Here is a 12749-nt window from a genome sequence, read left to right as displayed (position 1 = left end):
TTATGAAGTCGATTCGCGACACAGGGTGACGCTCACCCTCGGGTTCGCAAAATCGTCGTGCTCAGGTGCGGATCCGCAACGATCTGGGCTTGACTGAACTTTTCCTGCACCCAAAGTCCCCTGCCGAACAGGTCGGTTTGGTCCCCGTGGTGCGGGGAGTCAGGATTGGCCGACTGGGAGTAGGTCAGCAGGGTCCTGGCCACCGGACCGCTCTGGCGCAGCTCCACCGACATCACGAAGCTGGAGCCGAAGCTGATCGCTGGGAAGCGCCCGTCCGCACCGAGCAGTTGCGCACCCCCGAGGCCGCTGGTGATGTCGTAGCAGCCCTCGCCGTTGCCACAGCCGGGAACTGCCTTGTCGTCCCCTGCGGCAGCCGTGTACTGGGCCGCCGACAACGGGGCGTCCAGCGGCACGTGCAGTGCCCGCATCCGTTGCACCGCATCGGCCAACGCGGTGCGCATGGCGGGGCTCGCGGTGTTCAGTGTGTTGGGCGTGGTGGCCGGGTGAGCCGGGTCGAAGGGCACGGTCCACAGGTCGGTGGCGCGGGTGGCGGGCAGCCAGAACTGGCGCCACAGCACGGCTCCCCTGCTGTCCAGGTTGCCGCGCAGGTCCCAGTTGGCCAGCGCGGTGCACGCCTCGCGCACGTCGACCTGCTCACCGTTGCTCGCGGTCAGCGTGGACTGGCCGCGGCACAGGGACACCACCGAGTCGCGGGCCAACTCCCCGCTGAGGTTGCGGTTGCCCATCAGCGCCTGCCAGGTGGTCGGCCCGCTGAAACCGGGGGCGCCGAGCCCGTCGGTCCCGTTGAGCCGGCGCGCGATGGTGTCCAGGCCCAGCCGGGTGCGCGGGCTGCGCTGGGTGCCGGACAGGCCGTAGATCTTGGGCAGGCCGGTGATCGGCGCGGCCGGGTTGGTCAGCCAGAAGCTGTCGTTGCTGTTGGTGACGTAGTCCGCGCGCTGCAACGAGGGGTTGGCACGCGGCCCGAAGATGCCGGAGGTGACGGCATCCGGGTCGCTGCCCCACTGACAGTCCGAAGTGGACCCGTCCAGCACGGTCAGCGCCGGGTAGACCTGTTTGCCGTACGGGCTGTTCACGCAGCGGGCGGCCTGGGCGTCGGTCACGTGCGGCACCACCGAGGCGTCGGCGTAGTAGGCGGTGCCGGTGCTGTCGCTGGCCATCGTGTTGACGAACGGGATGCCCTGGTAGCGGTCCTGCGCGGCGCGCAGCTGGGCCACGGAGTCGGACTGGGCCATGGCCAGCCACTCGTTGCTCGACCGTCCATTGTCGACACTGGCCCCGCGCACGGCGTAGGCCGTGTCGGCGGTCCAGTTGCCGCCGAGCACCGGGCCGTAGCGGGAGTCGTGCACGGTGCGTGCGGCCGTGCCGCCGCCGGGTAGCGGCACCCGCACGGTGCGGGCGGCCATGCGCTCCGCCTTGCCGTCCACCAGGTAGCTGGTCGGGTCGCCGGGCACGAGGTGCAGTTCGTACAGGGTGAAGCGCTGCGCGGTGGACACGGTGTGCGTCCACGCCAGGTGCTCGGTGTGTCCGATCGCGACGAACGGCAGGCCGTAGAGGCTGGCCCCGCTCACGTTGAGCACGCCGGGGATCGTCAGCTGCACCTGGTAGAACCGGTTGGCGCCCAGCCAGGGGAAGTGCGGGTTGGCCAGCAGCACCCCGTAGCCGCCCTGGCTGCCCTCGCGGCCGACGGCGATGCCGTTGCTGCCCAGGTCGGGGTTGACGGCGCTGTGCGGGACCGTGCCCGGGGCAGCCGGGGCCGAGTTGGCGATCTGCCGCTGGAAGCGGTCCAGCCCGCCGAACTGGTTGAGGTAGTACAGGAGCAGGTCCAGGTCATCGGTGGTGATCGGCCGCACCCAGGGCTTGGCGCGGCAGGTCGGGTCGGGCAGGTTGGCCACGCCGGTCCGCGCCAGGTACTCGTTGACCCCGGCCACGTAGCCGCTGATCATCTGGCGGACCTGCCGGGTGGGCCCGAGCGGGGCGGGCTGGGCCATCGCGCGCCGCGGCTGCCCGGTGTCGTTGACCGAGCGGTGGAACACGTCGCTGTCCAGGTTGCTCAGCGGCCCGCTGAGCTGGTCCCCCGCGTCGGCGTCCGGGCCCAGGTAACGGGAGCGCTCGCCGGTGACGGTCAGCACGGTGTCGGCCAGGGTGCACAGGTTGTCCTGTGCGAAGGCGTAGCCGTAGCCGTGGCCCAGGTCGGTGAAACCGCTCGCGGTGATGTGCGGGATGCCGTACTCGGTGCGCTGGATCAGCACCCCGCGCGAGCCGTCCTCGGTGGCCGCCGCGGTGCCCGCGGTCAGCGTGACGGCGGTCAGCGCGGCGAGCAGGGCACGGACGAACCTCATGCTTCCCCCAAGTGTTCGCACGATCGCCGAGCGTAGCACCGCACGCCCTTTCGTAACCAAGCAAGTGCTTGGTAGCCTGGCTGGCATGGCGGAGGCATACCTGGTGGACGCGGTGCGCACCCCCGTCGGCAGGCGGGGCGGCGGCCTGGCCGGGGTGCACCCGGCCGACCTGGGCGCGCACGTGCTGCGGGAACTGGTCCGGCGCACCGGGATCGACCCCGCGGCCGTGGACGACGTGGTGTTCGGCTGCGTGGACGCGGTCGGCGCGCAGGCGGGCAACCTCGGCCGCACGGCCTGGCTCGCGGCCGGACTGCCCGAGCAGGTCCCGGGCGTCACGGTGGACCGCCAGTGCGGCTCCTCCCAGCAGGCGGTGCACTTCGCCGCACAGGCGGTGCTGTCCGGCACGGCGGACCTGGTCGTGGCCGGTGGGGCGCAGAACATGTCGGCGATCCCGATCAGCTCGGCGATGACCCTGGGCAGCGGTCTTGGCTTCCCGGAACCGTTCCGGGGCAGCGCCGGGTGGACGGCCCGCTACGGCACGCAGGAGATCTCGCAGTTCCGCGGCGCGGAGCTGATCGCGCAGCGCTGGGGCCTGAGCCGCGAGGTGATGGAGCAGTACGCCGTGCGCTCGCACGAGCGGGCCCTCGCGGCGCGCCGTGACGGCATGTTCGACCGGGAAATCGTTGCGCTCAACGGGGTCGCGCGCGACGAGGGACCTCGCGAGCCGGACTGGGACAAGATCCGGTCGCTGCCACCGCTGCGGCCCGGCGGGCGGTTGACCGCCGCGATGGCCAGTCAGATCAGCGACGGGGCCGCGGCCCTGCTGGTCGCTTCGGAGCGGGCACTGAGTACGCACAACCTCGTGCCACGAGCCCGTTTGCACCACATCTCGGCGCGCGGGGCCGACCCCGTGCTGATGCTCACGGGGCCGATCCCGGCCACGGAGTACGCGCTGGCCAGGGCGGGCATGTCCATCGGGGACATCGACCTGGTGGAGATCAACGAGGCGTTCGCCCCCGTCGTGCTGGCCTGGCTGGCCGAGACCGGGGCCGACCCGGACAGGGTCAACCCGGTCGGCGGGGCGATCGCACTGGGCCACCCGCTGGGGGCCACCGGTGCGCGGCTGATGACCACGCTGCTCAACCAGCTCGAACGCACCGGTGGCCGCTACGGGTTGCAGACCATGTGCGAGGGCGGCGGCACGGCGAACGTGACGATCGTGGAGCGCATGTCATGAAAGTGCCGTATGCGACATCTGATGTCGCATACGGCACGCGACACTGACGGGGCCTTCGGCGACCTGGACGAGCCGCAGGAACAGCTCTACGCCGCCGAGGGGCCGCCGGACCTGACCGATCCCAAGTCCTGCACCGATCTGTGCCCGAGGGGGTCCCCGGCGCCTCGATCACCGAGCGGGTGGAGTACCGGGTGCCGCAACTGCCCGGCTGGGCCACCGGCAGGCCCAGTGGCCCAGTCCCGTCAGCTGGGCATGCTGCTCAGGACGCCCTGGCCCGGACTCCCTTGAGCGTCACCATGACCAGGGACAGGGTGATGATCGCCTCGGCCCAGAAGAAGGCGCAGTAGTCGATCAGCGAGCCGATCGGCGGCAGGCCGGGCGCTGCGTTGCGGAAACCCACCAGCGCGAACAGGGTGGCCGCCATCCAGCCCAGCGCGGGCCAGACCAGCCCGAGCTTGCGCCGCATGATGTGCACCGCCCCGCCGAGCACCGACAGGCCCAGCGCCCACATCACGATGCCCTGGAACCAGGCCAGGAAGAACGTGCTGCGCGAGCGCTTGACCTCCAGGTCCGCGGTCACCTCGCCGTCACCGGTCTGCTGCGCGGTGGGCCTGGTGATGAACCCGGGGTCGTGGTCGCTGACGGTCAACAGCACCGGCGCGGGCACCCCGGCCGTCTCCGCGCCGAAGTAGAGCTGGGTGGTGTACCGGTCGAAGGGGAAGAAGGACACGACCCCGTTCAGCGGTACGCGCAGTTCCCGCGCGGTGATCCGCTCGTGCGCCTTGAAGGTCAGCGGAGCCGTGGTCAGCGAGGAGGTCTCCACCACCAGGTCCTTGGCGGGTGCGGTCTCGTTCCCGTTGTCGGCGTAGGAGCCCCGGGGCATGACGAGCACCTGGAGCACCATCTCGCGCGGGGCCGCGTCCACCCGCTGCACGGTCGTCAGGACGTTGACGGCGTTGCCCGGGTGCGACTCGTCACCGATCGTGTAGTCCACGTTGCGGCTGGAGAACTCGCTGAAGAAACCGAGTGCGCCCAGACCCACCGCGAGCACCACCCCGATGGGCACAACGAAGTAGGGCCACCTGCGCCGTTTGACCTCTTGCTCGGACACGGCGCTCAAGCTAGGGCAGTCGGGCGTCCCGCGCCAACGCCGCGGCGGACCACGGCGTCGGCGGGTTCGGGAGCGGGTCTCACCAGATCTTGTCGCGCATGGCGGCCACCTCCCCGCTGGCGGCTTGGGTGTCGGCTTCAGCACATGGTCGGCAACCTGGTTGGCGGCTGACACCTGTTCAACGCGCAATTACCGTCCGATCCGGCACCGCGTGGATCACTCGGGGGGCTGAAGATGCGCGCTTGGGCACTGTGGAAGCTGCCTCGCACAGCGGTGGCCTACGTGCTGCTCATCGAGCTGATCGCGCTCGCGTTGATCGCCGTTACCGCAGGTCAGCCGGTACGCGAGGAGCAGTGGATCAGCGCTGGCGCCGTGCTGGCCGCGGCCGTGGCGCACCTGCACCTGAGTCACTCCACCGAGCGGATCCGCCGCGACCACAGCCACCTGCCGCACGTGGACCTGTGCTCGATCTGGACGCTGGCCGGGGCGCTGCTGCTGCCCGCGCTGCCCGAGGTCCTGCTCGTGCTCGCCATCTACGCGCACCGCTGGTGGCTGGTGGGCCGCTGGGACGCGAGCAGGCCGCCGCACCGCACCCTGTTCACCGCTGCGATGATGATCGTCACCGCACTGGCCGTGGTGGCGGTCAGCTCCGCGACCGGGCTGTCGTCGCACCTGGCCGCCGGCCGCCTCGCGGGCTGGGGCCCGATGGCCGCACTGCTCGCCGCGATGGCCGTGCAGTGGCTGGTGAACACCGCGCTGGTCGCGGGCATCATCCTGATCACCGCGAAGCTGCGCCGCAGGCGGGACGCCGTGGGCAGCGGCCCCGACAACCTGCTCGAACTGGCCCAGTTGGTGCTCGGCGGGTTCACCGCGCTGGCCACCGCCTGGTGGCCGGGCTTCGCGCTGCTGATGGCCGTGCCGATGGTCGCACTGCACCGGACCGTGCTGCTGCACCAGCTGCAACTGGCCGCCCGCACCGATGACAAGACGGGCCTGCTCAACGCAACGACCTGGCACCAGCAGGCCCAGGTCGAACTGGTGCGGGCCCGGCAGGAGAACCGCCCGCTGGGCCTGCTCATGATCGACCTGGACCACTTCTCCCAGGTCAACAACGTGCACGGGCACCTCGCCGGGGACGCCGTGCTGCGGGCCGTGGCCAGGCTGCTCGGCGGGGCGGTGCGGCGCGGGGACTCGGTCGGCCGGTTCGGCGGTGAGGAGTTCGCCGTGCTGCTGCCCGGTATCGACCAGGCCGGGGCGCTGGCCGTGGCCGAACGCATCCGCGCCCAGGTCCGCGCGCTGGTGGTCGACTCGATCAGCGGGTTCACCGTGTCGGTCGGCGTGGCCGTCCACCCGGCCGTGGACGAGGACTCCGTGGACGGCCTGATCGCCGCCGCCGACACCGCCCTGTACGCCGCCAAGGACGCCGGCCGCGACCTGGTCCGCCTCGCGGGCGGCCACCGGGGCCTCCGCTGGCTGCCCACCAACCGGAACTGACCCGCGCGCGGTGTCATGAAGGTGCCGTTCACGGCGTTGAACGCCGTGAACGGCACCTTCATGACATGTCAGCGGGCCGAGTTGGCGGGGGTCGTCGGCACGAGCGCACCCGGTGTGGCGGCCCAGGTGGCGAAGTCGCCGATGTAGGTGTTGGTCACGGAGTAGGAGCCGTTGCCGTTGGAGAAGGCCACGGGCAGGGTGTTCCAGCCCGGGGTGCCGGTCAGCGCGATGTCGGAGCGCCGGTCCCCGTTGAAGTCGCCGACAATGACGCGCGCGCCGGTGGCCGCCCAGGCAGCGAAGTCGCCGACGTAGTTGTTCGTGACGGAGAACGAACCGTTGCCGTTGGAGAACGCAGTCGGCAACGTGTTCCACCCCGCAGTACCGGTCAACGCGACATCAGTACGGCCGTCACCGTTGAAATCACCCGTCACAACACGAGCACCGGTTGCCGCCCACGCGGCGAAGTCACCGATGTAGGAATTGCTCACCGTGTAGGAGCCGTTGCCATTGGAGGTGGCAATCGGCAGGGTGTTCCAACCGGACGTGCCGGTCAGCGCGACATCGGTCTTGCCGTCCCCGTTGAAGTCACCGGTCAGCACGCGCGCGCCGGTCGCCGCCCACGCGGCGAAATCGCCAACGTAGTTGTTCGTGACGGAGAACGAACCGTTGCCGTTGGAGAACGCAGTCGGCAACGTGTTCCACCCCGCAGTACCGGTCAACGCGATATCCGTGCGGCCGTCACCGTTGAAATCGCCGGTGACCACGTGGGCACCGGTTGCCGACCAGGCGGCGAAATCACCGATGTAGGTGTTGGTCACGGAGAACGAGCCGTTGCCGTTGGACAGCGCCACGGGCAGGGTGTTCCAGCCGGAGCCGCCGGTCAGCGCGATGTCGGTGCGGCCGTCACCGTTGAAGTCACCGGTCACGGCCTTGACGCCCGGTGTGGCGGCCCAGGTGGCGAAGTCGCCGATGAAGGCGTTGGACACGGTGTAGTCGCCGTTGCCGTTGGAGGTGGCGATCGGCAGGGTGTTCCACCCGGCGACACCGGTCAGCGCGACATCGGTCTTGCCGTCACCGTTGAAGTCACCGGTCAGCACCGTCACGCCAGGACTTGCCGCCCAGGTGGCGAAATCACCGACACGGGAATTGGTAACGTTGAACGAACCGTTGCCGTTGGAAAAGGCGGTCGGCAACGTGTTCCACCCCGGAACACCGGTCAGCGCGACATCCGTTCGGCCGTTGCCGTCGTAATCCGTTCCGACCAGAGCGGGCACGGCCGCCTGCTTGGCCGGTACGGCACCTGCCATTCCTGTTGAACCTACAACAATGGGAATCGCCGCGGCGAGCAGTACAGCGGCAACACGTCTGAGTGCAGTCATGGGTCCATCCCCTTGATGGTCTGGTGACCTGCGAACGCCCTTGACGAGGGCCACCACCAATCCTGCCCAGGCGGGACAGTCCGGAACAATCAACCAAATCCCCGATCGCGCCTGCGGCGAACGGTCTCGGTCATCGCCAGGAACGCAGCCCAGCGGTCAGTTCGTCCATACAGCGCACCACGAGCCGTGATGGCGAGCCCGCGCCGATGTCCGGGGCGTCGGTGGCGGCCCACGCCTGCATGGTCACCCGCACAGCGGTCACGGCGGCGGCAGCGGTCAGCCGCAGCGTGACCGGGTCCACGTCCTCGCCGACCCGCAGCGCCAGCGCCTCGACCAGCTGTTCCTCCGCGTCGTGGTTGACCTTGAGCCACACCGCGCGCAACGCGTGGTCGGCCTGCACGGCGCGGAGCAGGCCCCTGGTGCAGCGCATCACCTCGGCGGACTCGTCCCCGGTCGGGGTCAGGCCCCGTACCGCCGCCTGTTGCAGGGCGAGCCGCAGCGACTGCTCCGGCGGGACCTCGGCCAGGTACGACACCCAGCGGCACGCCGTGTCCGCGAGCAGCGGCAGTACGGCGTCCTGTTTTGTGGGGAAGTAGCGGTAGTAGGTGCGCAGCGAGATGCCCGCGGCACGCGCGATGCTCTCCGCCGTGGTGCCGTCGGCCCCGCGCTCGGCGAACAGAGCCGCGGCCACCTGAGTGATCTCTGTCTGGGTCGTGGCACGGCGACGCTCGGTCAGCGACGGGCGGTGGTGGAACTCGGCCACGGACGGACACTCCTCGGCGGATCGGCGAATCACTCGATCATGTCACGCCGTGTCACGGTGTCGTGGAATGTCACCTGCCCAATCCGGCCAGCGCGGCCTCGGCGATGGCCCCGGCCTGCTCGGGGCCGATCGGGGCGACCCCGCTGACCAGCCGGTAGATCACCGGACCGAACAACAGGTCGATGGCCACCTCCACGTCCACCTCGGCGCGCACCTCACCCCGCGCCAGCGCGCGCCGCCACAGCACGCGGATCGCCTCGCGCCGTCCCGCGAGGAACCGCTCGCGCAGCAACCGCCCGGCCTGCGGGTCGGCGGTGGCACCGGCCAGCAACTGGGCGAACACGGCCCCGGCCGGGCTGGCGTGGAACGCGCACACCAACCGGAGCTGCTCGGTGAGGTCACCGCGCGCGGACCCCGTGTCCGGCAACGGAACCGTACGGGCCATGTGCTCGGCGAACGCGTCGATCGCCACGCAGGTGCGGTTCGGCCAGTGCTTGTAGATCGTCGCCTTGCTCACCCCGGACCTGGCGTTGATCGCGTCCACCGTGGCGGCGGTGAGCCCGCCCGCCATGAGCAGCTCACCGGCCGCCTTGAGCACCGCCGCGCGCACCCGTGCACTACGCGAGCCGGGCTTGGGTTCAGCCGTCATGGCCGGTGGACAGCGCGAGCTCGCGCCACTGGTCGAGCTCGCGCGCCACGTGGTCCAGCTTGGCCTGCACGCGCTGCACGCTGTCGGCGCCCAGTTGCAGGCGCAGCGGCGGGTCGTCCACGGTGCCCACGGTGATGATCGCGGCGGCGGCCTTGACCGGGTCGCCGGGCTGGCCGTGGTTGTTGCCCGCCACGCCCGAGGCGACCCTGCCCGCGGTGCCCGCGTAGTCCTCGATCGAGTTCGCGGCCCGGTGCAGGGAGCTTCCGTCGAGGAAGTCGGTACGGAACGCGCCCGGCTCCACGATGATCACGCGCACACCCAGTGGGGCCAGTTCCTCGGCCATGGCCTCGCTGAGCCCCTCCACGGCGAACTTCGTCGCCCCGTAGACGCCCCAGCCCGCGCGCTGGGTGAAGCCGCCGACCGAGCTGATGTTGATCACCCGCCCGGAGCGCTGCGCGCGCAGCACCGGCAGCACGGCGCGGGTCACCGCGAGCAGCCCGTGCACGTTGGTGTCGAAGACCGCGCGCACCTCCGCGTCGGTGGCCTCCTCGACAGCGCCGAGCAGGCCCCGGCCCGCGTTGTTGACCAGCACGTCGATACCGCAGAAGCGGGTCATCGCGGCGTCCACGGCAGCGGCGGCCGAGCGCTCGTCGGTGACGTCCAGCGGCACCGCGAGCAGTCGGTCACCGCCGCCCAGCGCCCGGTCGACCGCACGCGGGTCGCGCGCGGTGGCCACGACGTTGTCGCCGCGGTCCAACGCCTGCCGGGCAATCTCCAGACCGAACCCACGCGAGGCGCCGGTGATGAACCAGGTAGTCATGCCCCACCCTCGAACTGAACTGAACGTTCAGTTTTAGTTCGGCGTGGACGGGCGTCAAGCCTGGTACGGACGGGCCGCCCGCGCCGCGCTCAGCGCCTCGGCCCACCAGAGCAACTGGTCCAGCACCGTCTTGGCCGCGGTGGCGCAGCCCTCGGCGTGCCGCGGGTCGCCCTGCTCGTCGAACTGCTCCCAGACGTTGTGGAAGCTGACCGTGTCGCGCACGGTGGCGGCGTGCATCTCGGCGAACACCTGGCGCAGGTGTTCCACGGCGCGCAGGCCGCCGGAGATGCCCCCGTAGCTGACGAACCCGATCGGCTTGGCACGCCACTGCGTGTAGTGCCCGTCGATCGCGGCCTTGAGCGGGGCCGGGTAGCTGTGGTTGTACTCCGGGGTCAGCACGACGAACGCGTCGGCGGCCTCCAGCCGCGCGCCGATGTCCGGATCGTCCGGGGCGTGCTCGGCCAGGTCGACCAGGTCCAGCTCGAACCCGGCGTGCTCGCGTACCCGCTCGGCGAACCACCCGGCGACGACCGGAGCCCTGCGGCCAGGCCGGGTGCTGCCGATGATCACTGCGAGCTTGAGTTGCTTGTCCTGTGCTGTCATGGAAAACAGCATCGGACTTCAAGTAATGTAGAGGTCAAGTCGCCGGCTGGACCCAGGTGCTCCGCACCGAGTCCAGGCCGACCTCGCGCCCCCGGTCGTCCACGAAGGCCACGTGCAGCGGGCGGCCGGTTTCCCTTGCGTGGCGCTCGACCTTCGGCACGCCGGACATCGGCAGGTGCTTGTCCCCCCACTGCCACAGCGCGGCGAGTGTGATGTGCAGCTCGCGCCCCGCCTCGGTGAGGTGGTAGTCGAAGCGCTGACGGCTGCCCGGCTCCTGGTAGGGCTCGCGGGTCAGCACCCCGTACTCGACGAGCGTGGCGAGCCGGTCGGTGAGCACGTCGGGCGCCACGCCCAGCGCGTCACGGAAGCCCGCGAACCTGGTCGTGCCGCTGATCGCCTCGCGCAGGATCAGCAGGGTCCAGCGCTCACCGAGCACGCCGAGGCTGCGCGCGACGGGGCAACTGGAGTCCAACAACTTCGCAGATGCCATGACGCCATCCTACCCCTCAGTTGCCAATTCCAACCCAGATGGATAAGTTGGAACTACCAACCCAGAGGGAGCGCGTCATGGACCTCACCGGAAGCACCGCACTCGTCACCGGCGCCAACCGCGGCCTCGGCAGGCACTTCGCCGCGCAGCTGCTCGGCAGGGGCGCCACCGTCTACGCGGCGGCCCGCAACCCCGCCTCGATCGACCTGCCCGGGGCCATCCCGGTGGCGCTGGACGTCACCAACCCCGAATCCGTTGCGGCAGCGGCGAAATCCGTCTCCGGCCTGTCGCTGCTCGTGAACAACGCGGGCTCGTCCACCGGCTCCTCGCTGCTGCACGGCTCACTGGACGACATCCGCCTGGAGATGGAGACGCACTACTTCGGCACCCTGGCCGTGACGCGGGCGTTCGCCCCGCAACTGGCCGAGCAGGGCGGCGGGGCCGTACTGAACGTGCTGTCGGTGCTGTCCTGGTTCACCTCGCCCGCCACCGCGGCCTACTCGGCGGCGAAGTCGGCCGCGTGGTCGCTGACCAATGCGCTGCGCCTGGAACTGGCCGAGCAGGGCACGCGGGTCAGCGCGCTGCACGTGGGCTACATGGACACCGACATGGCGCGGCACGTGGACGGCGCCAAGACCGACCCGGCGGCCGTGGCCAAGCTGGCCTTGGACGGTGTGGCGGCCGGTGAGCTGGAGATCCTCGCCGACGAGGTGAGCCGCACCGTGCGGGCCGGGCTGGCCGGTGGGGCGAAGGCGCTGTACCCGCAGTTCGCGTAGCGACGGGGTTCACGTGGCGACGGGGTTCGCGGGCCGGTGAGCGGGATTCACGCGCTGGTGAGCGGGACTCGCCGACCACAGAGCGGGACTCGCGGGCCGGTGGGCGGGACTCGCGGGTCAGCGACCGGGACTCGGCGGTCAGTGGGCGGGACTCGCGGGCGCCAGGGCGGGACTCGCCGGTCAGTGACCGGGACTCGCGGGTACCAGGGCGGGACTCGCGCGTGGCAGAGCGGGACTCGCGGGAGCCGGGGTCCTGCCCGCGCTGAGCCGGAGGGTCGAACACGCCGCACCGGAACGTCCAACACGCGCGGCCGGATGCCCCAACACACCACACCCAAACGTCCAACACGCGGGGCCGGAACGTCCAACACACCACCCCGGAAACGCCGACACGCCATACCCGAACGGCCGACACGCGGGGCTGGAAGGTCCGACACGCCCTGGGGTCAGTGGGCGATTCCGTCGAACATGACGCGGGTGCCGGCGCGGATCCAGCGGTCCCGCTCGGCGACCGGGTCGGCGGCGGTGAGCAGGGACAGCCCGCAGGAGATGATCACGCCGACCAGGGCGTGCGCGGTGACCTCCACGTCCAGGTCGGCGGGCAGGAAGCCCTTGTGCACGCCGTTGCGCAGGTACAGCGCCGTGCCCTCGGCGATGGCCCGGTGCGTGCCCAGGGTGAGTTCGGTCAGCTCCGGGTCGGCGGCCAGCCCCTCCACGAACAGCAGGCGCACCAGTTCCGGGGACTCCGCGAACAGGGTGAACAGCCGGTGGCAGATCCGCTCGGTCTGCGCCCGGTACTCGGCCAGCGAGTCGGTGTCCCCCGGCTCGTCGAAGTCGATCACCGACAGCAGCCGCTGGGCCGCGTCGGCCAGCACGTGCACCAGGATGTCCCGCTTGTTCTCGAAGTAGCGGTAGAACGTGCCGTGCCCGATGCCCAGCTCACCGGCGATGTCGGCGATGCCGGTGGCGTGGTAGCCGCGCTGGGTGAACACCTTGAAGGCAGCGTGCACGATGTCGGCGCGCCGCTGCTCGGCCCGCTCGGCCGCACGATCCGCTGCTGTGCTCAC

At 70.8% G+C, this 12749-nt stretch carries 12 protein-coding genes; 3 read left to right on the top strand and 9 right to left on the bottom strand.

What is annotated here, in order from left to right:
• Positions 1-32: 32 nt before the first annotated feature.
• Complete coding sequence (locus KALB_RS09490; protein ID WP_025355483.1) at positions 33-2360, bottom strand: penicillin acylase family protein; 2328 nt, start codon at positions 2358-2360, stop codon at positions 33-35.
• Positions 2361-2445: 85 nt separating this feature from the next.
• Between KALB_RS09490 and KALB_RS09485 the strand changes: the two genes are divergently transcribed.
• Positions 2446-3597, top strand: coding sequence for an acetyl-CoA C-acetyltransferase (locus KALB_RS09485; RefSeq protein WP_025355482.1), 1152 nt, complete (start codon positions 2446-2448; stop codon positions 3595-3597).
• A gap of 259 nt (positions 3598-3856) precedes the next feature.
• Here KALB_RS09485 and KALB_RS09480 read toward each other — a convergent pair whose 3' ends face one another.
• Complete coding sequence (locus KALB_RS09480; protein WP_025355481.1) at positions 3857-4708, bottom strand: DUF4436 family protein; 852 nt, start codon at positions 4706-4708, stop codon at positions 3857-3859.
• 234 nt (positions 4709-4942) lie between these two features.
• On the opposite strand from KALB_RS09480, the gene KALB_RS09475 reads away from it, so the two are divergent.
• Entirely contained in the window at positions 4943-6202 is a 1260-nt protein-coding gene (locus tag KALB_RS09475; protein WP_042220300.1) for a GGDEF domain-containing protein, read from the top strand.
• A gap of 68 nt (positions 6203-6270) precedes the next feature.
• On the opposite strand, the gene KALB_RS09470 is transcribed toward KALB_RS09475, so the two are convergent.
• From KALB_RS09470 to KALB_RS09445, 6 genes are all read right to left on the bottom strand, one after another.
• A complete protein-coding gene (locus KALB_RS09470; protein ID WP_148309413.1) occupies positions 6271-7635 on the bottom strand; it encodes an FG-GAP repeat domain-containing protein in 1365 nt (454 codons plus the stop codon).
• Positions 7636-7711: 76 nt separating this feature from the next.
• Complete coding sequence (locus tag KALB_RS09465) at positions 7712-8344, bottom strand: TetR/AcrR family transcriptional regulator (protein ID WP_025355478.1); 633 nt, start codon at positions 8342-8344, stop codon at positions 7712-7714.
• 70 nt (positions 8345-8414) lie between these two features.
• Positions 8415-8993, bottom strand: coding sequence for a TetR/AcrR family transcriptional regulator (locus tag KALB_RS09460; RefSeq protein WP_030108224.1), 579 nt, complete (start codon positions 8991-8993; stop codon positions 8415-8417).
• Entirely contained in the window at positions 8983-9813 is an 831-nt protein-coding gene (locus tag KALB_RS09455) for an oxidoreductase (RefSeq protein ID WP_025355476.1), read from the bottom strand. The genes KALB_RS09460 and KALB_RS09455 overlap by 11 nt, the downstream gene beginning before the upstream one ends.
• A gap of 54 nt (positions 9814-9867) precedes the next feature.
• Positions 9868-10416, bottom strand: coding sequence for an NADPH-dependent FMN reductase (locus KALB_RS09450; RefSeq protein ID WP_148309412.1), 549 nt, complete (start codon positions 10414-10416; stop codon positions 9868-9870).
• 34 nt (positions 10417-10450) lie between these two features.
• Entirely contained in the window at positions 10451-10906 is a 456-nt protein-coding gene (locus tag KALB_RS09445; protein WP_025355474.1) for a winged helix-turn-helix transcriptional regulator, read from the bottom strand.
• 77 nt (positions 10907-10983) lie between these two features.
• Between KALB_RS09445 and KALB_RS09440 the strand changes: the two genes are divergently transcribed.
• On the top strand, positions 10984-11682 hold the full coding sequence (locus KALB_RS09440; RefSeq protein ID WP_025355473.1) for an SDR family oxidoreductase: 699 nt from the start codon (positions 10984-10986) through the stop codon (positions 11680-11682).
• Between the two features lie 446 nt (positions 11683-12128).
• On the opposite strand, the gene KALB_RS09435 is transcribed toward KALB_RS09440, so the two are convergent.
• On the bottom strand, positions 12129-12749 hold the full coding sequence (locus tag KALB_RS09435; RefSeq protein WP_052360444.1) for a TetR/AcrR family transcriptional regulator: 621 nt from the start codon (positions 12747-12749) through the stop codon (positions 12129-12131).

Source organism: Kutzneria viridogrisea DSM 43870, assembly GCF_000525635.1.
In the GTDB taxonomy this organism is placed as follows: Bacteria; Actinomycetota; Actinomycetes; order Mycobacteriales; family Pseudonocardiaceae; genus Kutzneria; species Kutzneria viridogrisea.
This window is presented reverse-complemented; position numbering and strand designations above follow the sequence as displayed.